At 58.9% G+C, this 20,087-nt stretch carries 17 protein-coding genes; 10 read left to right on the forward strand and 7 right to left on the reverse strand.

The features are described 5' to 3' along the window. Positions 1-598: 598 nt before the first annotated feature. A protein-coding gene (locus ACSQ36_RS36080) for an IS5 family transposase (RefSeq protein ID WP_436180705.1) occupies positions 599-1,410 on the forward strand; the annotation gives its coding sequence in 2 pieces (ribosomal slippage) (positions 599-947 and positions 947-1,410; 813 coding nt in all). A gap of 246 nt (positions 1,411-1,656) precedes the next feature. Here ACSQ36_RS36080 and dld read toward each other — a convergent pair. After that, a complete protein-coding gene (dld, locus tag ACSQ36_RS36085) occupies positions 1,657-3,396 on the reverse strand; it encodes a D-lactate dehydrogenase (RefSeq protein ID WP_436185785.1) in 1,740 nt (579 codons plus the stop codon). Between the two features lie 155 nt (positions 3,397-3,551). Between dld and ACSQ36_RS36090 the strand changes: the two genes are divergently transcribed. The 3 genes from ACSQ36_RS36090 (at position 3,552) to ACSQ36_RS36100 (ending at position 8,022) form a co-directional block, all read left to right on the forward strand. Then, positions 3,552-4,442 (forward strand): LysR family transcriptional regulator, encoded by an 891-nt coding sequence (locus ACSQ36_RS36090; RefSeq protein ID WP_213768806.1) that lies wholly within the window; start codon positions 3,552-3,554, stop codon positions 4,440-4,442. A gap of 241 nt (positions 4,443-4,683) precedes the next feature. Then, positions 4,684-5,544 carry an oxidoreductase gene (locus ACSQ36_RS36095; protein ID WP_436185786.1) on the forward strand — a complete coding sequence of 287 codons (861 nt, stop codon included), beginning with the start codon at positions 4,684-4,686 and terminating at the stop codon, positions 5,542-5,544. A gap of 1,287 nt (positions 5,545-6,831) precedes the next feature. Further along, complete coding sequence (locus tag ACSQ36_RS36100) at positions 6,832-8,022, forward strand: porin (protein WP_213768808.1); 1,191 nt, start codon at positions 6,832-6,834, stop codon at positions 8,020-8,022. A 380-nt stretch (positions 8,023-8,402) separates the two neighbouring features. Here the strand turns inward: ACSQ36_RS36100 and ACSQ36_RS36105 are convergent, their stop codons facing one another. The 4 genes from ACSQ36_RS36105 to ACSQ36_RS36120 form a co-directional block, all read right to left on the reverse strand. After that, the gene (locus ACSQ36_RS36105) at positions 8,403-9,701 is read right to left on the reverse strand and encodes an L-fuconate dehydratase (RefSeq protein WP_436185787.1); all 1,299 of its coding nucleotides are present in this window, start codon (positions 9,699-9,701) and stop codon (positions 8,403-8,405) included. Between the two features lie 95 nt (positions 9,702-9,796). After that, complete coding sequence (locus ACSQ36_RS36110) at positions 9,797-10,738, reverse strand: ABC transporter substrate-binding protein (protein WP_436185788.1); 942 nt, start codon at positions 10,736-10,738, stop codon at positions 9,797-9,799. 98 nt (positions 10,739-10,836) lie between these two features. Next, positions 10,837-11,862, reverse strand: a complete 1,026-nt coding sequence (locus tag ACSQ36_RS36115; protein ID WP_436185789.1) for an ABC transporter permease — start codon at positions 11,860-11,862, stop codon at positions 10,837-10,839. Between the two features lie 25 nt (positions 11,863-11,887). Next, positions 11,888-13,399 carry a sugar ABC transporter ATP-binding protein gene (locus ACSQ36_RS36120; protein ID WP_436185790.1) on the reverse strand — a complete coding sequence of 504 codons (1,512 nt, stop codon included), beginning with the start codon at positions 13,397-13,399 and terminating at the stop codon, positions 11,888-11,890. A gap of 434 nt (positions 13,400-13,833) precedes the next feature. Here ACSQ36_RS36120 and ACSQ36_RS36125 point away from each other — a divergent pair, with 434 nt between their 5' ends. From ACSQ36_RS36125 to ACSQ36_RS36145, 5 genes are all read left to right on the forward strand, one after another. After that, positions 13,834-14,628, forward strand: coding sequence for a DUF899 domain-containing protein (locus tag ACSQ36_RS36125; RefSeq protein WP_436185791.1), 795 nt, complete (start codon positions 13,834-13,836; stop codon positions 14,626-14,628). 322 nt (positions 14,629-14,950) lie between these two features. Further along, positions 14,951-15,964, forward strand: a complete 1,014-nt coding sequence (locus tag ACSQ36_RS36130; protein ID WP_436185792.1) for an SGNH/GDSL hydrolase family protein — start codon at positions 14,951-14,953, stop codon at positions 15,962-15,964. 320 nt (positions 15,965-16,284) lie between these two features. Further along, entirely contained in the window at positions 16,285-16,926 is a 642-nt protein-coding gene (locus ACSQ36_RS36135; RefSeq protein ID WP_213768815.1) for a TetR/AcrR family transcriptional regulator, read from the forward strand. Between the two features lie 323 nt (positions 16,927-17,249). Then, positions 17,250-17,651 carry a VOC family protein gene (locus ACSQ36_RS36140; RefSeq protein WP_213768816.1) on the forward strand — a complete coding sequence of 134 codons (402 nt, stop codon included), beginning with the start codon at positions 17,250-17,252 and terminating at the stop codon, positions 17,649-17,651. Between the two features lie 109 nt (positions 17,652-17,760). Further along, positions 17,761-18,150 (forward strand): hypothetical protein, encoded by a 390-nt coding sequence (locus ACSQ36_RS36145; RefSeq protein ID WP_436185793.1) that lies wholly within the window; start codon positions 17,761-17,763, stop codon positions 18,148-18,150. A gap of 10 nt (positions 18,151-18,160) precedes the next feature. On the opposite strand, the gene ACSQ36_RS36150 is transcribed toward ACSQ36_RS36145, so the two are convergent. Both ACSQ36_RS36150 and ACSQ36_RS36155 read right to left on the reverse strand, forming a co-directional pair. Continuing rightward, positions 18,161-18,286 carry a hypothetical protein gene (locus tag ACSQ36_RS36150; protein WP_436185794.1) on the reverse strand — a complete coding sequence of 42 codons (126 nt, stop codon included), beginning with the start codon at positions 18,284-18,286 and terminating at the stop codon, positions 18,161-18,163. 132 nt (positions 18,287-18,418) lie between these two features. Next, positions 18,419-18,841, reverse strand: coding sequence for a hypothetical protein (locus tag ACSQ36_RS36155; RefSeq protein ID WP_436181452.1), 423 nt, complete (start codon positions 18,839-18,841; stop codon positions 18,419-18,421). Between ACSQ36_RS36155 and ACSQ36_RS36160 the strand changes: the two genes are divergently transcribed. Next, complete coding sequence (locus ACSQ36_RS36160; RefSeq protein WP_436181453.1) at positions 18,840-20,087, forward strand: ISL3 family transposase; 1,248 nt, start codon at positions 18,840-18,842, stop codon at positions 20,085-20,087. The genes ACSQ36_RS36155 and ACSQ36_RS36160 overlap by 2 nt on opposite strands.

The following is a 20,087-nucleotide window of genomic DNA, read 5'->3' on the forward strand; positions in this document are numbered from 1 at the left end:
AGGATGTTTGAACCCCTCCTTCTCGCGAATCCTGACACGAACACGCTTCGCCCCGTACGCTCTCGGGCAAGCACAATTGCTAAGGAACCCGCACGGCCTTACAGGTATTTACGGCTACGGTTCTGACGAATTAGCTACCAGTTCTGTGCGACTGTATTCATTCGCCACAGCTTGACGCGTGTTTGTGGTTACTGCTTCAGTTTCTGTGAATTGGCTGCGCGTTCTGTACAGCTATTTTCGTCGGTTACGGCCGCCCGCATCTTTGCGGCTTCGTTTCTTGGCGGGTTGGCGACGAGGTTCGAGGCGCGTACAAATTGGTGGTTGGTCGTCCGCGGATAGCGCGGGGCGCTCCTTGGGCAGGTTCCTTAGCAATTGTGCTTGCCCGAGAGCGTACGGGGCGAAGCGTGTTCGTGTCAGGATTCGCGAGAAGGAGGGGTTCAAACATCCTTCGCTCTGGCGAGCACCGTGCTTTTGGGGCACCTATGAATGAAAACTGCACGCTGTGGACACTTAGAGACTGTTGCAGAATTACAAAAAGGGGCTGTTAACTTTTTGGCTCTGGTGTTAACTTCTGTCTTGTTTTCCCTGACAGGAAGCCATGGCTAAGGAACTTATAGACGACCAATTATGGGCACTCATCGAACCGCTGCTGCCCAAAGCTGCGCCGCGCAATCGCCGGTATGCAGGACGCAAGCCAATACCTGATCGCGCCGTGCTCACAGGCATCGTGTTCGTGCTGCGCGCAGGCCTCGCGTGGAATTTGCTGCCGCAGGAAATGGGCTGCGGGTCGGGCTCCACTTGCTGGAGGCGCCTGGACCAGTGGCATAAAGCGGGCGTATGGCAACGCATGCACGAAACGATGCTGGCCGAACTGCGCCGTCGAGGCCAACTCGATATGGCCAGAGTACTGGTCGACAGCTCCTCCATTCGCGCGTTGTACGCGGGAAAAAAACAGGCCCAAACCCCACGGACCGGCGCAAACTCGGCAGCAAACACCATATCATCGTCGATGCGCAAGGCATCCCGCTCGGCGTCATCCTGACGGGCGCAAACCGCCATGACGTCACTCAGCTTGACCCACTGGTCGAAGCCATTCCGCCAATTCGAGGCAAGCCAGGACGGCCCTTGCGTAAGCCCAAAATTGTTCAGGGCGACCGAGGCTATAGCTCTGAGCCACATCGGCGACGCTTTCGCAAACGCGGCATCACTCCTGAACTCGCGAAACTGCGCTCACCCCATGGCAGTGGTCTAGGCAAAACACGTTGGCCTGTCGAGCGTACGATCGCTTGGCTGCACTCCTATCGCCGCCTGAAGATGCGCTACGAGAAATATGCGCACATACACGAAGCCTTCCTCACGCTCGCGTGTGCTTTAACTTGCTGGACCCGGCTAAAAAATATGCAAACTTAATTCTGCAACAGTCTCTTAGGGTAGCGTGGTTGAAAGCGCTTTCTTTGCTTCGTTTCTTTGTCGCTTTGGACAAAGAAATGACGTGCCGCCACGCACAGTGGCTAATAGTGATAAAGAGAAAATCCGACTCTCGCAGACCGCTAACACTGAAAGCAGCAACCCGGCATCGACTCCGACCACCACGGCCGAAAGCACCAACCCAGCATAGACCCCGACCACTAACCCCAAAACCGACCACCCCGACACCTAACCCACCACTTCCCGGTACTTCGCGAACTTCGACGTCTGCCCGATCCCCGGGTTGAAGCAATTGCAAGGATCGATCTGCTGATAAAACGCGGCGAGCTGAGGCTTCGCATGATACAGATGCCCTACGTTATGCTCCGCCGGATACTCAGCCCCGCGCCGGTCCAGCAGCGTCCACATCTTGTGTTCGACTTCAAGGCAGTCATTGCCCTTCTTGACGATGTAATCCTGATGAAACACGTGACACAGAAAGTGGCCGTAATACAACTTGATAGAGATCGTCTCTTCGATGTCCGCCGGCAGCGTCTCGATCCAGTCGCGATCATTGCGGCGCAGAGCAACGTCGAGCGCGACGATATTCTCCACTTCCCGTGTGTGCACGGCGCGATATCGGACCGCGGCGCCAGCAGCGGCGAAGCGGTGCAGGAACGCTTTCGTGCCCTCTTCGTCGGTGCATTCGAAATAGCCGCCGGTGGCGCTTTCAAAATAGCTTGATAGGAAGGCACGCGTTTCTTCCACACTTTCGGCCGTCACTTTCAGCATCAGGTGATGCTCGTACTTGTCACGATACTGTTTCATACGCGGCGGCAGATGGCTTGGAAACAGCCGGCTCGCAGCCTGCATGACGCGGTCGGTGAAATGCGAAGGGAAAAACCCGAGGCGATCGAACAGCGCATCGAAACGGCTCTTTAGTCCGAACAACGCAGGCAGCCGGGACGTGCCAAGATAGTTGATTGCGAGGAAGGTATCTTTACCGTACTCCTCAGCAATATCGAATGCGTCGCGATGAAGGTATTCCCCCGAGATCGGCAAGTGTTTGAAGTCGTGCAGCGCGTGACGGCGGATCTCGGTGAGCTCGTCGGGCCGGTTCGTGCCAATATAAAAAACCTTTGCGTTCTGCTCGATCGGGAATGTGTCGAGCCGTACCGCGAACACCATCAGCTTGCCGGCCGAGCCTGATGCTTCATGGAGGCGCTGTGGATCGGCGTTGAAGCGCGCCGGTGTATCGGCATCGACCTGGCGCACGTGAGTCGCGTAGCCGTGATCCGATCCGGCGCCCGCGTCGTGCCGGACATCGGCATCGGAGAACTCACCGCGCTCAAGCCGGCCAAGGATGCCGTCGGATGTTTCGCCAAGTTCGATTCCCAGATGGTTCACCAGGTTCAGCTTGCCTGCCGCGTCGACCTGCGCAAATACCGCCATCTCCGTATACGCCGGGCCGCGATGCACCAGCGCACCGCCTGAGTTGTTGCAGACACCGCCGAATACCGACGCGCCGATGCAGCTCGATCCAATCACTGAATGCGGCTCGCGGCCAAGGGGCTTCAGTATTCTTTCCAGTTGGTCGAGTGTCGCCCCCGGAAGGCAAACGACCTGCTTGCCATCGTTGATCACGTATACCTTCTTCATGCGGCTCGTACTGACGATCACGATGTCGCGATCATAGTCGTTGCCGTCAGGTGTCGAGCCACCCGTGAGACCGGTGTTCGACGCCTGCGTGATGACAATCACATTCGCCGCGATGCAAGCCTGCAGCACGTTCCATTGTTCGACGATCGTGCCGGGGCGCGCTACCGCGAGCGCCTTGCCTGCGCCAAAACGAAAGCCCGTGCGGTAGCGGCGGGTCGCGCCGTCATCCGTCAGGGTGTGCTCCTTGCCGATGATGTTGCGCAGGTCGGCAATCAACGTGTTGGCCGCGTCGGTCGGGAGGGTTGCCATTGGTACGCGCGCTGTTGACATGAAATTCTCCTGAGGAAAGGTTGAGCGTGACGCGCATCGGTTTCATCCGGCCGTTTCGAGTGCGGCCTTCAAGCGCATCAGGTTGACGCAAAGGTTAAAATCATGCCGGTCATTAGTCCAATATCTCGAAGTCGCTATTTGGAGACGAAAAAGATATGGAATTTCGCCAGTTGCGCTACTTCCTCGCCGTCGCCGAGCATCTGCATTTCACCGATGCCGCGGCACATCTGGGAATCGCCCAGCCGCCCTTGAGCCAGCAGATCCTGAAGCTCGAGCGGGAAATCGGCACCCAGCTCTTCATCCGGCATCCGCGCCGCGTCGAATTGACCGAAGCGGGACGGCTCTTTCGCGAAAGCGCACGGCGTATCGTCGAGGACGCGCAGCAAGCGTTCGTTGAAGTGCAGAACGCGGGGCGCGGAGAGACGGGAAGGTTATCGCTCGGTTTCGCGGGCTCCACGGTATTTCACCCCGTGGTCGCGACAACGATGCAGAAGTATCGGCATGCGTATGAGCACGTCGCCATTAGTTGTGAGGAAAGCAATAGCTCGCTGCTGCTCGACCGGGTCGCCGAGCGGCAGCTCGACGCCGCGCTGGTGCGCATGCCGCTGAACTGCCGGGATCTGATCGTCGAACCGCTAGTCGATGAAGACATGTTGGCGGTGCTGCCGGCGAACCATCGCCTGAGCCGGCGACGGCGCGTCGATCTGGCCAACCTCGCGGACGATCCGTTCATCCTCTTTCCGCGGCCGATCGGGCCGGATCTATACGATTCGATCATCAGCGCGTGCCGCGAAGCTGGCTTCGCGCCCTCGATCGGCATGGAGTCGCCACAGATTTCATCGGCGGCGAACCTCGTCGCGGCTGGATTCGGTGTTGCCGTGGTTCCCGCGTCGATCGGGCAGATCCAGGTTGAAGGCGTGTCGTATCACGAACTGCAGGGCAAGCCGCTTTCGACCGGTATCGCATTGATCCATCGGCAGCGCGAAAAGTCGCCGACCGTGCTGAACTTCGTCAGGATTTTGCGGCAGCAGCGAGTGGCCCGCTGACTTCAACTTGTGCACAGACCGCCGTGTCCCGGCGATCAGGCCGCGTAACTGCCGATACCCCGCGCAACCAGCGCTGTCGGCCCCGGCGGCGAGGATATAAGTTGCCTGAAAGGCTTATCGAAGCGATGACCCGCAGGCGAGCAGCCGACCACGCGACGCGCTCCAACATGCGATACTTTTTATCCCGCTATCCCTACCGTGTGGTTTAGCTGCCGCGCGGCTCTCGTCAAAAAGGAACCTCATGCCGTCCACGCATACTCCCTCGCCAGCACCCGTTTGGTTCATTACCGGCTGTTCCACCGGATTCGGCCGAGAGCTCGCACTTGCCGTCCTTGATAAAGGCTGGCGTGCTGTCGTGACAGCTCGTCAACCCAGCTCGCTGGCAGAATTCGACGAGCGCTACGGTGACCGCGCACTGGTGCTCGAACTCGATGTAACCCAGCCCGGCCAGATCAAACACGCCGTTGAAAAAGCCCTGCAGCAATTCGGTCGCATTGACGTGTTGGTCAACAATGCCGGCTATGGCTACCTGAGCGCCATCGAGGAAGGCGACGACCAGGACGTGCGCGAGATGTTCGAGGTCAACTTCTTTGGTGTTGCCGATACCATCAAGGCCGTCTTACCCGCGATGCGGGAACAGCGCGCCGGGCACATCGTCAACATCACGTCCGTAGGCGGCCTGATCGGCAATCCGGGAAGCGGCTACTATGCCGCCAGCAAGTTCGCGGTGGAAGGCCTGAGCGAAGCGTTGGCCGCGGAGACGGCCGATTTGGGGATCAAGGTTACGGCGGTCGAGCCCGGGCCGTTCCGTACCGATTGGGCAGGACGTTCGCTGAAGCAAGCTAAACAGCCGATTGAGGCCTACGCGGCGAGCGCTGGCAAGCGCCGCGCTACCATCTCGGCCGCTAGTGGCAAGCAGCCCGGCGACCCGGCACGCGCGGCGCTGGCTATCATCGCCGCGGTGCAGTCGCCAACGCCTCCCGGTCATCTGATTCTGGGCAGCAACGGGCTGGAGCGTGTCCAAATCAAGTTGGAGGCTCTGCGCGCCGAGATTGCCGCATGGGAAGCCACCACCCTGAGCGCCGATTTCCCTGGCGAGTAGATCCACGCAGTTGCCGGCTCGATTCCAGTTCGATTGGACCACTACTGGATCGAGTCGCCGGCGCCGATCCGGTTGTGCGGCTCATAAGGTGCGCTCTGTCGCAGAGCATAAAATTACTTTTATAAGCTTCTAATTATTTTCTGCCCTATCTCATAGGGAAACGGACGCACTTAAGCAGTCGCGTTTCTACAACACTTGTCCATCGACCCAATGGATGTAGTGGCGACATGCAATGTCATCCGAAAAAATTAATCCGACAAATACCTTTCGATAAACCAACGTAATCCGTATTTCTTATAGCCTGAATTTATTGGGAACCTTATTGTCTGACCATTGGCAAGAGGGTTAAAAAACAAACACGAGCCGCTACCTGGATGTCGGGGCAAGGTCGTTGACGGGGGCGGGTGTAATGGAACGGCGAATCGACTCAAGGGGGCGGCCCCGCGAGTGGTACGAACAGAAATAGGCCACAAGGCCTCGCAAACCGGTGGTGCAGGGTGAGCCTGTCGTTCGACCGGACCTGAACATTCACGCGATCAGCGTCGCCGAAACCGCGGTGTTGGACGGCGAGGTGATGGGCGCAGTGTTGGACGTAGACATGTCAGGGGATCGGATAGTCGCCTATGCGCAGCTTCACATGGCGCCTCGCCGCAAAGCATAGCAAAGTTATTGCGTTACGCGATAGAACATTGTGCTTCGAATTTACCCTGATTTAAGAGAATACTGCGTAATGGCATTATTCGGTCCGTTACGTCGTCAGCGACAAGTTGACATTATTGACTCCTGTCACGTAGCGCGAATCTTCATATCGTATCAGTCGCCTCCATGCGGTCGTAACTATTGATTGGTGCTGCTTCTCCCGGTTACTGGAGTGACCGGCTCCGTGTAAACCAGTATCAATATATAGGGTGTTTAGGAGAACTTTTCGTTATCGAAAAGAGAGGGGGGCCATGCAACGTGACGCAGGCGCTTTAGTGTCGAGCAGATTGTGGCGACGTTGAACCGGGCAGAAACGGGAGCTCTGCCGCGTTGAGTTGCTGAAGGTGCATGAGCGTAGATGGCGCGAGTTCGCGCGGGAAACGCGGGGATTTTGGGTTAGCCCAGTAAAACGGTGAGTGCTGTCGGGTAAAGAAGGGGAGTCAACCGGATACCGCTTACTGCAGTACCTCGCTTAATTTTGGCGTTATTGCGTGTATTGCGTGGTTGCGCGCTGACGGCAAGACAGGAACAAAGCCCGACGAACTCTGATCGGCGTTTCGAGACACATAAACGATAATCACCTACCACATGAAAAAATCAATTATCGCCTTCGTCGCGCTCGGCACACTAGCTGGCGCCGCACACGCACAAAGCAGTGTCACCCTGTTCGGTATCATCGACGAAGGGGTCGACATGATCACCAACAACAAGGGCGGCCATGTTTACCAGGCAGCCGGCAGCGTGATGCAGGGCGACCGGTGGGGCCTGACCGGCTCCGAAGACCTCGGTGGCGGCATGAAGGCGGTATTCATGCTCGAAAACGGTTTCAACATTAACAGCGGCGCGCTCAGCCAGAATGGCCTGATGTTCGGCCGCCAGGCTTGGGTCGGCCTCGCGACTCAATACGGCACGGTCACGCTCGGTCGTCAGTACGACTCTATTTTCGACTACACAGCCCCGTTCGCAGGCGGCCAACTGGGCGCTGGCGTCTATGGTGCGCACCCGGGCGACCTCGACAACTCGAACATCGATTACCACGATAACAACACCATCAAATACGCAAGTCCCACCTTTTCGGGCTTCAAATTTGGCGGTACGTACAGTCTCGGCGGTACGCCCGGCAGCATCGGCACCAATCAGATCTGGTCGCTCGGAGCGGCGTATAACCAGGGACCGCTCGGCCTCGGCGTTGCTTACCTGAACGCGCGCAATCCAGGCACCAGCATGTTCAGCACTGCCGCGTCGAGCCTGCCCGAAACCTTGATGACGCCGATCTACTCCGGCTTCATGAGCGCGAATACGTTTCAGGTGATCGATTTCGGCGGATCCTACACGTTTGGTCCGGCGACGCTCGGCGTCACGTATACGAACGCCAAGTTCATGAATTTGGGCAGCAATCCGATGCCGACCGGCGCCAAGGGTCCGGCCTCTGGCTACGCGACGGGTAGCACGGCGACCTTCAATGATGTGCAGGTCAATTTCCTGTATCGGATCACGCCCGCGCTGCGGTTGCTCGTGGCGTCTGATTACGTCGAGCGCAATTCGCTCACGGAGAAGAACGGACAGGCAGTCGACAACGGGAAGTACCTGCAATACAACGCGTCGCTCGACTACTCGCTGTCCAAGCGCACCGACGTGTACGTAATGGCGCTCTACCAACGCGCGCTCGGCGACGACTCTACAGGCGGCCCGGCCGTCGCGGCCATCACCGATACCACCGCCATTTCGTCGAACGGCAACCAGTTCGTTGGGCGCATTGGAATTCGCCACAAGTTCTGAGGACGCAAGCTTCACGCATGCCACGACCGGCAGCCCGCTGCCGGTCGCAACGCAATCGCCTTCGTGCACCGTCGTGTTGGGAATCGTATGGCGACACTGGGTCGTTTTTCGTCGAACCAGTTTGCCTTGCGGGTGATGTGGACGTCGTATCCTATATCCATGTGCCCGGGTTCGCGGTTAGTGCCAGGCGGGAGTCATCCGTTATGAGGTGGACCTGACTGCACGCACGGTCGCCTACTACGGATGTCACGATGAATCATACGTCGAGACATATCCCGCAGTGGAAATCCAGTAGCCGTAACCACCCGGCGCATTGTCTTTGTCGAAAGCGGCTTCTTGCCAGGCTTCCGAATCGATACAACGCCCCCGCGCGTACCGTCTCAAACCCGCCAGGCCGGACCCTCCGGAAAGTCATATTGATCGAGCGACGCCGCGTGCATTTCGATGCTGTAGCCGGGAAGTTGCGGTGGCATGTAACGGCCGTTCTGGATCACGACAGGATCGACGAAATGCTCATGCAGATGATCCACGTACTCGAGCACCCTATTTTCCAGCGACGCTGACACGCAGATATAGTCGAACAACGAAATGTGCTGGACGTACTCGCACAAGCCGACGCCGCCCGCATGCGGGCACACGGGCACGCCGAATTTCGCCGCCATCAGCAGGACGACGATCACCTCGTTCAGCCCGCCGAGGCGGCAGCTATCGACCTGACAGAAGTCGATAGCCTGCGCCTGCAGCAACTGCTTGAACATCACCCGGTTATGGCAGTGCTCGCCCGTGGCGACCCCTATTGGCCGAATCCGCTGGCGGATAGCCGCGTGGCCGAGAATGTCGTCGGGGCTCGTGGGTTCCTCGATCCACCACGGATCGAATTGCGCCAGGCGCCGCATGTTCGCGACGGCTTCATCGACGTCCCACACCTGGTTCGCATCCATCATCAGCTTCCGGTTTTCACCGATTTCTTCGCGCAGGATGCGGGCCCGGCGCATATCTTCTTCAAGATTGCCGCCTACTTTCTGCTTGAAGTGCGTCCAGCCCTGCGCGACGCCTTCACGGGCGAGCCGGCGAATCTTGTCGTCGTCGTAGCCGAGCCAGCCGGCCGACGTCGTGTAGGCCGGATAGCCGCGCGCCAGCATGTCCTTTTCTCGCTCGCCCCGGGTCTTTGCGTGGCGATGCAACATGGCGATGGCTTCGTTCGGCGTGATCGCATCGGTCACGTAACGGAAGTCGAGGCAACGCACGAGCGCTTCGGGGCTCATGTCGACGAGCAGCTTCCACACAGGCTTGCCTTCCGCTTTGGCCCACAGATCCCAGGCCGCGTTCACGACCGCCGCCGTCGCCAGATGGATTGCCCCCTTGTCGGGGCCGATCCAGCGCAACTGGCTGTCCGACGTCAGCGCGCGCCAGAAAGCGCCCATGTTCGCGGCAATGTCCTCAAGCGTTTTGCCGACGACCAGCGGAGCAAGCGCCTTCACCGCAGCCACGCAGATCTCGTTGCCGCGCCCGATGGTGAAGGTGAGGCCATGGCCCGTGAGCGCCTCCGGCGAATCGGTTTCGAGCGTCACGTAGGTGGCGGAGTAATCCGGCGCGGCGTTCATCGCATCGGAGCCGTCGAGCGAACGCGAGGTTGGAAACCGGATGTCCCGGACGGACAGCTTGGTGATCGTGGGCATCTGAACAATCTCCTGGACGAGAGCTATCGACTTCCAAAGAACAACGAGAGCCGCGGCGTCGAAAGACGCCGCGGCCCTTCCTCTGACGGCGACGGTTAATCGTAGAGCACGGCGGCGATCTTGGGATCGTTGATATTGCTCTTGTCGTACCAGTAGAAGCCCGTGTCGACTTTCTTGGGCAGCGTCCCGCCCTTCAGCGCCTTCACAGCAGAGTCGACCACGCATTTGCCGATGCCGATCGGGTTCTGCGTAATCGCGCCATACATCAGGCCCGAATTGATGTCGTCCTTCTGCTCCTTGCCGGAGTCATAGCCGATCAGGACGAGCTTTTTGCCCGATTCCCTGACGCCGATCGCGGCACCCTCGGCCGAGCCTTCATTCGAACCGAAGATGCCCTTGAGATTGGGGTTGGCCTGGATCATCGTCTTGGCAATTTCCGCCGACTTCAGATGGTCGCCGCCGCCATACTGGACCGAGACGATCTTGATGTTCGGATGCTTTGCTTTCATCTCGTTCAGGAAGCCGTCGCGGCGATCAACGCCGGTGCGGCTGGTCTGGTCGTGCACGATCAGGCCGACCTCACCGGAATTGCCGACCGCCTCGGCCATCTTGTCGGCGGCGAGCGCGGCCGCAGCAAGGTTGTCCGTTGCGCAGGTCGTGAGCGGAATGTCGCTGTCGACGCCGGAGTCGAAGGCGATGACCGGTATCTTGGCGGCCTGCGCTCGCTTCAACAGTGGAATGGCCGCTTTGCTGTCAAGCGCGGCGATGCCGAGTGCCTGGGGTTTCTTGGCAAGTGCGGCCGAGAGCATGTCGATCTGCTTGTCGACCATGGCCTCGGTTTCCGGACCCTCGAAGGAGATCCTGACGTTTTGCGCCTTTGCCGACTGTTCCGCGCCGGCTTTGACGGCCTGCCAGAACTGGTGCTGGAAGCCTTTCGAAATGAGCGGGATGTAGGGTTCGTCCGCGCGCACAAGACTTGTGCCGCCAATGAGCGCGCCAACGCCGACCACGACACCGATTACTTTTCTTTTCAACATGGTGGTTCTCCTCCTAAGGTGGGCCATTAACCTTCAGCCGTTTGGGGAGCCTTGGCGCTCCCTTTTCTTGATATTGTCCCGTGCAGTGTCCGCTGTCGTCAGCTCTTCTTGCGCCGCAAAATATCGGCGTAGACCGCGAGAATGATGATGAGACCTGTCACCACGATCTGCCATTCCTGGGCGACGGACAGGATGCGCAGGCCGTTGGTCAGCACGCTCATGATGAAGGCGCCGATGATCGTTCCCAGGATCGTGCCCGAGCCGCCACTGAGCGAGGTCCCGCCGATAACCACGGCCGCTATCGCTTCGAGTTCGTAACCTTGGCCGAGCGCCGGCTGGGCCGAATTCAGGCGCGAGGCTATAAGCAGTCCGGCGATGCCGCAAATTGACCCGCTCAGGCCGTAAATGGCGATCTTCCATCTATCGACGTTCACGCCGGAAAGGCGCACGGCTTCTTCGTTGCTGCCGAGGGCAAAGGTGTAGCGGCCAAGCGCCGTGCGATTCAGCGTGATCGAACTCACCACTGCCAGGAAGAACAGGATCAGGACCGCGTTCGGAACGGGCAGGCTAGGGATTAAATCGCCGATCAGCGAATCCTGAGAGATCCGGTAGAAGTTTTCGGTGTCGGTGAAATAGATGGGCTTGTCAGCCGAGACGACGAGCGACAGCCCTTTCAGCAGCAGCATCATGCCCAGGGTGGCGATGAACGGCGGTATCTTCATCTTCGCGGTGAGGGTGCCCGAAACGGTCCCGCAGAGTGCGCCTGTGCCTATTGCAGCGATCACGCCGAGCGTCATCGGTAAATGCCAATAGGTCAGGAACACACCGCAAATAACGGCCGTGAAGGTCATCAGCGTGCCGACGGACAAATCGATGCCGCCGGTGATGATGACGAACGTGCAGGCGATCGCCAGAACGCCGTTGACCGCCGTCGCCTGCAGAATCCCGAGCATATTGTCCATCTGCATGAAGGCGGGCGAGGCGAAGCTGAAAAACGCCAGCAGCAGGACCAGGCTCCCGAAGGCGAGCAGCTTTTGCAGGGCGGTCGGCGAGAAGAGCCGGGCTCTCAGGCCGGACACACGTCCCTGATTACCCAACGCCGAAGTATCCGATGGCAGTGTCATGAAACGGACCTCTCCTCTAAGAGACTCATGCCGCTTTTAAGGTTTCACGCTGCGTCGCCAATTGCATGATGCGCTCCTGCGTCGCCTCCGTGGCTGAGAGTTCGCCGGTAATGCGGCCCTCGCACATCACGACGATACGGTCGCTCATACGCAAGATTTCCGATAGTTCCGACGAGATCATCACGATCGCCTTGCCCTGGTCCGCGAGCGAGCGCAGGAGCTTGTAGATTTCGCTCTTGGCGCCGACGTCGATGCCGCGCGTCGGCTCGTCGAAGAACAGCACGTCGCAGTCGCGCTCAAGCCATTTAGCGATGACAATTTTCTGCTGATTGCCGCCCGAGAGGAGCCGCACCTCCTGCGTCGCGGAAGGCGTACGAATGGCGAGCAGATTGATGAAATGGCTAGCTGTCCGGCGTATCTGGGCGCGGCGCAAGAAAACATTGAGCGACAGGAATTTGCCCAGGTTGGACATCACGATGTTCGATTCGACGTCCATTCCCGTCGCCAGGCCGAAGCGTTTCCTGTCTTCCGAGAGATAGCCGATACCGCGCGCCACCGCGTCGCTCGGCGTCCTGATCGTCACCTTCGCGCCTTTCACCAGAACGTCGCCCGATTCGATCGGATCGGCGCCGAACACCGCTCGGGCGACCTCGGTGCGGCCGGCGCCCATCAGGCCGGCAAAGCCCAATATCTCGCCTTTGCGCAGCGCGAAGCTCACGTTCCTGACCAGCGGGCCGGCGTTCAGATTCCTTACTTCGAGCGCGACCTCGCCTTCGCCTGCGGCGCTGTGAGAAGGCGCGGCGTCGGTCAACGCTCGCCCGACCATCATCCCGATGATCGCTTCGACGGTCGTGTCCTTTGCAGTGACCGTGGCCACATATTCCCCGTCCCGCAACACGGTGACGCGGTCGGAAATCTGCTTCAGTTCGTCCATCTTGTGGGAGATATAGATGATTCCCACATCCCGGCTTTTCAGTTCCCGGACGATGCGGAAAAGCTCGGCGATCTCGGCGTCGTTGAGCGCGGAGGTGGGCTCGTCCATGATCAGGACGCGCGAATCGAAGGACAAGGCCTTGGCGATCTCGACCATCTGCTGGCTGGCGACGGTGAGGGTGCCGACAACGGCACGCGGGTCCAGATTCACATGCATGCGGGCAAGGATGTCGCGCGCCTGCGCATTGAGCTTGTCTTCGTCGAGGAACAGGCCGAGGCGTCCGCGTGGCTCTCGGCCGATGAACATATTCTGGGCGACGCTCAGATGATTCATCAACTGGAGTTCCTGATGAATGATGCAGACGCCCATGGCCTGCGCCTCGCGCGGGCTTGAGAAGTCGACGGGCTGGCCGTCGTAGAGGATTTCGCCGGAATCCCGGGTGTACACGCCGGCGAGGATTTTCATCAGCGTCGACTTGCCGGCGCCGTTCTCGCCCATCAGCGTGTGGACTTCACCCGCCATGAGCTCGAACTGGACTTCGTGAAGCGCCCTTACGCCGGGAAAGCTCTTGCTCAGTCTGTTGACGGAAATGAGCGGGATCATGGCGCGGATGGACCGACGGTTCCGCGCCGGCCGCCGGCCTCATCGTGAGAAATGGGGCGAAAAAGCGCCGGGCCGGGCTGCGTTAGACGCAGCTGGGTATTGGGGCGGAAATCGTGGTTGAAATCGTAGCGAGAAGCCAGACGCATTGCTGGGCCCCCAAATCGATGTGCCACGATTTTACGACGCCGGATGCCAGCGGCTCAATGGTAGGCATTCCCTAGTGTCGTGCGCAGAGGTATCTCGCGGATGAACACGAGCCAGACCCCGGCTGCAGCCAGCGACCCCACAGGAATACCGTCACGCTTGTTACTCCCAGCGTTCGATTTCCGATGCCAGACTATTTCACAGCCGCCAACGAGCAGTGAGCAGCGAACGGAGCCGCTCTTCAGTGACGAGGCGCGGGAATTTGTCCAAACCAGGAGATTGCAAAAGCCATGACACCATCATCCGAGAACGAACGGAAAGACGGACAGCCTGCCATGCACACACCACCGGTCGTGTCGTCGCAAGCGTGGGAGGCGGCCCGCGAGCAACTGCTCGTGAAGGAAAAGGCCCACACCCGCGCCCGCGACGCACTGGCCGCAGAGCGCCGGCGCATGCCGTGGATGGCCGTGGAGACGGCGTACGGGTTCGACGGGCCCGCTGGCAGGGTCAGCCTGCTCGACTTGTTCGAGGGTCGACGTCAGTTGATCGTCTACCGCGCCTTCTTCGAGTCGGGCGTGTTCGGCTGGCCCGAGTACGCCTGCCGGGGCTGCTCCATGGTGGCGGATCAGGTTGCCCACGTCGCTCACCTGAACGCCCGTGACACCACCCTCGTGTTCGTCTCGCGTGCGCCTCAGGCGGACATCGCGCGGCTGAAGGCGCGGATGGGCTGGGAGATGCCGTGGTTCACCCTCACGGACAGCTTCGATGCCGACTTCGACGTGGGCGAGTGGCACGGCACGAACGTGTTTTACCGCGATGGCGACCGCGTGTTCCGGACTTACTTCATCAACAGCCGCGGCGACGAGCAGATGGGGAGCACCTGGAACTATCTCGACATCACGCCGCTTGGCCGTCAGGAGATGTGGGAGGACTCGCCCGAGGGTTATCCTCAAACCCCGACCTACAAGTGGTGGAACTGGCACGACAGCTACGTCGCAGACGCAGCGCCCGACAAGAAGTGGGTCGAGGTGTCGGACGCCGGAGAGGCGGCGTTCCGGGACCCGCAGCCGAGCGCGAAGCCATGACCGTTGGATCCGAGGGGGCGCGATCGGCCGTAGAGCGAAGCTCCTCCATGAAGAGCGGTCAGTCAAGACCGACCTCGATCACACCAAGCTGAGTCCACAGACGGTCGGTCCCGAACTCACCGCTTGCGCGCTGGCGTCCTGCCGCTGGTATGGCCGCCTCTAGCGGCTGGTTTGGGGTGCCGTCGCCAATCAGGACGGTAGCGCATGCTTTTTGCTTAAGCGAAGGGGCAAAGGTACATATCGCAAGAGTGAGATGCAGGCTGGCTGGCGATAAGCCCGCCGCATGAGGGCAACTGCCCGGCCGACCAGCGGTGGAGGAGCTATGCAAGGAAGCAATGACAAGGTACGTGCTGCAATTCTTGCCGTGGCGATTTCATTGCTTACCTCATGCGGCGGAGGCGGCAGTGGTTCGAGTGGCGCGGCCGCCCCGGCGGGCGGCATTGATCTGCAAGTTGTTTCGTTCGGCGACAGTCTGTCGGACGTCGGGACCTACGCACCGATCGCCAGCGCGGCCGGCGGCGGGCGTTTCACGACCAATCCGGGGCAAGTGTGGACTCAGGATGTCGCGCAATACTACGGGGACACGCTCACCGCTGCATTTACGATCGACATCGCTCATGAGTTGAGTGCGCAAGGCGGCCTTGGCTATGCGGAGGGCGGCGCCACGGTGGCAACGCCGGCAAACCTGTATGACTTTCTGACCAACGTGATCGGCAATATAGAAATGCCCGTCAACCAGCAGGTTTCGAGCTATTTGGCCACTCACGGCAGTTTCAACTCCAATCAACTGGTGCTGGTCTGGGCGGGCGCGAACGACGTGCTTCGGGCCGGGCCGCTGCCGGCCGCGGCGCCGACCGTACAGACGGCGGCGACCACCCTGGCTCAAGTTGTCGGACAGATCGTTCAGGGCGGCGCCACTCATGTCGTAGTCGTCAATGTCCCGAATATCGGACTGACGCCGGACGGCATTACTTCGTCCGACGGCGGGGCAAACCTGACTCAGTTATCGCAACTATTCAACGATGACTTGAACGCTGCCTTGCAGGCCAATGGCCTGCAAGGCAAGGTGATCCAGATCGATTCTTATACTTGGGCGGATCAGATCATTGCGAACTTTCAGGCGAACGGCTTCGCTGTGTCAAACACGAGTACCGCCTGCGACCCCGCGAAAACGCCCGATGACACGGCATTGCTGTGCTCGCCGGCGACCTATGTAACGCCCAATGCCGATCAGACGTACATGTTCGCCGACGACATTCATCCGACGACGCATCTGCATGCACTGTTCGCCCAGTTCGTGGAGCAGCAGATCGCCGCGACCGGTCTGGGTCACTGAACCTGTGAAATGATGACTCGATGATTCGCCAGCAGAATGGGCGGGTATTCGCATGTCCGGTCAGACCTCGTCTTGCTATTGCGTCGATCATGGGTACTCCTGCGCGCCGTGATCATGACGAAGCTCGAAAATTTGCTCTCGCCGAAATCACGGCAAACCCCTTTCACTAAACCTCGAATCCGGCGGGACGTAACAGTCTTGTGCTGCGAAACAACATCCAACCGCACAGCGACTTCGTGTAGCGCTTCACTCGATCATTAATAAGTTCGCCGGAACGCTGTAGAGTCTGAGCTAATACTCGCTTTTGACCAGGTTGCATCGTGACGACAAACAGGCGTCAATCATTAAAGCCGCGAAAGATTCCGCAGCAATCCCGCGCCGAACAAACCGTTGCCGCGATTCTGGAGGCAGCGGCCCGTGTGCTCGAAACGAAGGGGATGGACGGGATGAATACCAATCTCGTCGCGCAGCGCGCGGGTGTCGGCGTCGGCTCCCTGTATCAATACTTTCCCAACAAGGACGCGCTCATTGTTGCCCTTAGCAAGCGGGAAGGGGCCGTGTTCTTTGCAGAGGCGGCAGGCGCATTGAGCGAACCCACGGGGCAGGGAGCATTGAAGCACCTCATTACCGTTTCAGTCCGCCAGCAACTGCGTCGTCCCGCGCTTGCTCGCGCGCTCGATTTCGAGGAAAACCGCCCCGTCATCGCCAATGAACTGGCGGCGTCGAAGGCTGCTTTTCATGAAGTAATCCGGCAGATTCTGGTCCGCAAGGATATTCCGCCGCAGCCAAACATGGAGACTGCGACCGATGACCTCGTTGCCATCCTTCGCGCCATCGTAGATGCGGCGGGAGAGCGCGGTGAATCGGACCGACGAGATCTGGAAAGCCGTGTCAGCCGTGCCTTATTCGGATACCTGGGGATTGTGGATCGTCAGCCCGAAAAGTCACGAACCCGGAAATAGGCGCTTCCCGGGCCGCGAAAGGCCGTCTTCGCGAGTCATCTAATCACCATAGCGTGCATCCTGGTGCCGAGATAACGGGAGTTGTTTCGGTGACTTCTTAAATGCGAGCAATTATTCATATCGTTGCTGTGGCGATGCGTAAAACGCCCGCCATTACTGGGCTGCGCGTCGCGGAAAGTGCGCTCTCCAATGCGAGTTTAAAAATCGAGCAATTACTCGCAAAATGGACATCGTGGAGCATCGCCGGATCGGCGCAACCGCATAGGATTGGGTCAGTGACCACTCGCTCCACGGCAAATTTCAACCTTTCTACGAGAACGATCATGAATCTTCATAAAGAAGCAAAGCTGAACCACCTGAGCTTTCCCACCACCAACGTAGCCGAGACGGCTGCATTTTTCGAGAAATATCTCGGCTGCGAGATCGTCGCCGCTGGAGAGAGCTGTCTGCTCAAACGGAATGGCTTCGACATCGTTCTGGACCACGTAACGGAGGAAGTGCCGGTTTGGCCTAAAAACTTCCACTTCGGCCTGGAGGTCGACAGCCTGGATGACGTCCATACCCTCTATAAGGAATTCCTGGACGGTGGCGTTCGCATGGAAACGGAGGTCTTCAACAACTCGCGTGGATCTCGGTTCTTTTGTCGCTCGCCTGGTGGCGTCCTGATCGAGGTCAACACTCGCGCAGATATGCACAAGCAGGAGCAATGGCAAAAGCTGTTTTAAAAGGAGAGGCGGATAGCATCGGAAACGTACGCCTCGGTCGAGTCACAGCGATTTTTGCGACCAATTTCCTCTGGTAAGCTGAGTGCCACGCCTTTCTACGAGGGTCGGAATGCCACGCGCATCGATCATGATCCGGATTTTGTTCGCACTATGCCTTCTTGCCGCAACCTTCAATCATGCGCGTGCCGTTCTCCAACATGGTTTGCTTTGGGATTATGGCTACGGAAACAAGATTGCCCTGACAAGCAAGATCTATTGGGATGTGCTGACTATTCTTGACCCACTCGCCGCGATCCTCTTGTTTGGCAAACCACGGGCGGGAATCTGGTTGACGGTCGCGATCATCGTGAGCGACGTTATACATAACACGTACTATGCCGCGATGAATGATCAATGGCTTGAGCCATTTTATCTGGCGGAAATCGGCTTCCTCGTGGCCGTGCTCGGTCTTGCACCGGTAGCGGCACGGCCATTTCCCTCATTGCCGAGCGATGCCTGAATACGTTCTCTCAAGAATCGCTCATGCGCCTCAGCGTCGTGCCACGATCCATCGCCAGGCATGCTTCATAGTCCGCCATGGTGCGTGGGCGGATCAGCAGGCGATCGGTCTTGAACGTGGGTAGCGGATCGCTCATCGGAACTGAAACGAAAACTAAAGAGGAGGGCGATGCATCGCGCTAACCCCGACATGTCCAATGCGAACGAAGGACTCGCCGGGGTTAAAAACTAAGGATCGTCGGGGGAATCTGTGGGTGAAATCGATGGATTCAGGCGGCGTTGAGGAAACAACATAGCTTTCGGCAGGTGGCATCGAAGAGGCCTTGCTCGCGCTCAGAGCGGTCATCCAGGAGTGGGCCACCGTCTTGCTCGTCGATATACCGTAACAGTATTGAGCGGGCGTCCAGCCTCCTGAGTTCGCGGTAAAGCTGCCGCTCTTCAACGAGACGACCACCGAGCATCCAGATGAAGTCCCGATGCTGGTGCAGGGTTTTTCGGCTGTAACCGCTGTCCAGAAGATGCAGGAGATACGGTGTGAATATCTTGACGAGATCCTGTCCGAACGGAATGTCCTGTTGCTCAAAGCTCCAAGACTTGGGCCAGTTTTGCAGGTCGGGAACGAGTCGTTCAAGAGCGCTTGATTCGGGTGTGACAATGGCGGTATTACCGACGATTTTTCGCTTGCTAGCCATGCTTTTGACCCGCTTGCTCAATTCCTGTCATCATTTCCCCGGTTTCGTTTATGAAGGGGCGCGGCTGTGCGACAGGACGCAGACCATTGAGATTGACGTGCGCCCACGTAAGGGATCCAAACCAGTTTGTTCGTGCTGCAACGAGCGCGCAAGCGGCTACGATACGCTCGGAGAACGTCGCTTCGAGTTCATCCCAATCTGGGGTTTTGCCGTCATTCTGCTGTATTCGATGCGTCGTGTCGATTGCCGTCGGTGTGGCGTAAAGGTTGAGACGGTACCGTGGGCTATCGGCAAGCATACGTTGACCAAGGCATACATGCTTTTTCTGGCCCAGTGGGCTCGTAAGCTGTCGTGGAAAGAAACCGCGCTGAGTTTCCGCACCAGCTGGGAGAAGGTCTTCAATGCCGTGGAATGGGTAGTCGACTGGGGGCTGAATCATCGTGAGCTCGGGACGATTCGCGCTTTCGGCGTTGACGAGATCCAGTATGGCCGAGGGCACCAGTACCTCACGCTCGTCTACCAGATCGAGGCCGGCCGCACGCGACTGCTCTGGGTCGGACAGGAACGTACTAAGGAGAGCTTCGCGAAGTTCTTTGCGATGATCGGCAAGCCGCTGTGCGAGAAGGTCGAATTCGTGTGTTCCGACATGTGGAAGCCCTATCTCGAAATGATAGCGCGTCATTGCCCGAACGCCCTGAATATCCTCGACCGTTTCCACATCGTTGCCAAGATGAACAAAGCGATCGATGAGGTGCGAGCCGATGAGGCCAGGCGCATGTCGCGTGATGGCTATGAGCCTGTTCTCAAAAAATCCCGCTGGTGCCTGCTTGCGCGACGCGAGAACCTTACTGGCAAACAACGCGTTCGCCTGCGTGACCTACTCCAGTACAACTTACGTAGCGTACGTGCCTATCTGCTCAAAGAAGAATTCCAGCAACTCTGGGACTACATCTCTCCTGTCTGGGCGGGCAAGTTCCTCGACCAGTGGTGCAAGCAGGTGATGCGCTCACGCATCGAGCCGATGAAGAAGTTTGCCCGGACCGTGCGCTCGCACCGGGATCTGATCCTCAACTACTTCCGTGCCAGAAAGCAGTTCTCCAGCGGCGTTATCGAGGGGCTGAACAATAAGGCCAAAGTCACTATGAGAAAAGCGTACGGCTTCCGAACCTTCCGAGCCACAGAAATCGCGCTCTATCATGCACTTGGCAAGCTTCCCGAGCCTCCATCCACCCACACTTTTTACTGA

This window comes from Caballeronia sp. LjRoot34, from assembly GCF_964253815.1.
Taxonomy (GTDB): Bacteria; Pseudomonadota; Gammaproteobacteria; order Burkholderiales; family Burkholderiaceae; genus Caballeronia.

Bases quoted from the DNA above. Each gene is read 5' to 3' on its own strand.
- ACSQ36_RS36155 (WP_436181452.1), bottom strand. From the start codon at position 18,841: ATGGCTAGCAAGCGAAAAATCGTCGGTAATACCGCCATTGTCACACCC.
- ACSQ36_RS36110 (WP_436185788.1), bottom strand. From the start codon at position 10,738: ATGTTGAAAAGAAAAGTAATCGGTGTCGTGGTCGGCGTTGGCGCGCTC.
- dld (WP_436185785.1), bottom strand. From the start codon at position 3,396: ATGTCAACAGCGCGCGTACCAATGGCAACCCTCCCGACCGACGCGGCC.
- ACSQ36_RS36120 (WP_436185790.1), bottom strand. From the start codon at position 13,399: ATGATCCCGCTCATTTCCGTCAACAGACTGAGCAAGAGCTTTCCCGGC.
- ACSQ36_RS36090 (WP_213768806.1), top strand. From the start codon at position 3,552: ATGGAATTTCGCCAGTTGCGCTACTTCCTCGCCGTCGCCGAGCATCTG.
- ACSQ36_RS36130 (WP_436185792.1), top strand. From the start codon at position 14,951: ATGCAAGGAAGCAATGACAAGGTACGTGCTGCAATTCTTGCCGTGGCG.
- ACSQ36_RS36105 (WP_436185787.1), bottom strand. From the start codon at position 9,701: ATGCCCACGATCACCAAGCTGTCCGTCCGGGACATCCGGTTTCCAACC.
- ACSQ36_RS36095 (WP_436185786.1), top strand. From the start codon at position 4,684: ATGCCGTCCACGCATACTCCCTCGCCAGCACCCGTTTGGTTCATTACC.
- ACSQ36_RS36150 (WP_436185794.1), bottom strand. From the start codon at position 18,286: ATGAGCGATCCGCTACCCACGTTCAAGACCGATCGCCTGCTGATCCGC.
- ACSQ36_RS36125 (WP_436185791.1), top strand. From the start codon at position 13,834: ATGACACCATCATCCGAGAACGAACGGAAAGACGGACAGCCTGCCATG.
- ACSQ36_RS36100 (WP_213768808.1), top strand. From the start codon at position 6,832: ATGAAAAAATCAATTATCGCCTTCGTCGCGCTCGGCACACTAGCTGGC.
- ACSQ36_RS36140 (WP_213768816.1), top strand. From the start codon at position 17,250: ATGAATCTTCATAAAGAAGCAAAGCTGAACCACCTGAGCTTTCCCACC.
- ACSQ36_RS36145 (WP_436185793.1), top strand. From the start codon at position 17,761: ATGCCACGCGCATCGATCATGATCCGGATTTTGTTCGCACTATGCCTT.
- ACSQ36_RS36160 (WP_436181453.1), top strand. From the start codon at position 18,840: ATGCTTTTGACCCGCTTGCTCAATTCCTGTCATCATTTCCCCGGTTTC.
- ACSQ36_RS36115 (WP_436185789.1), bottom strand. From the start codon at position 11,862: ATGACACTGCCATCGGATACTTCGGCGTTGGGTAATCAGGGACGTGTG.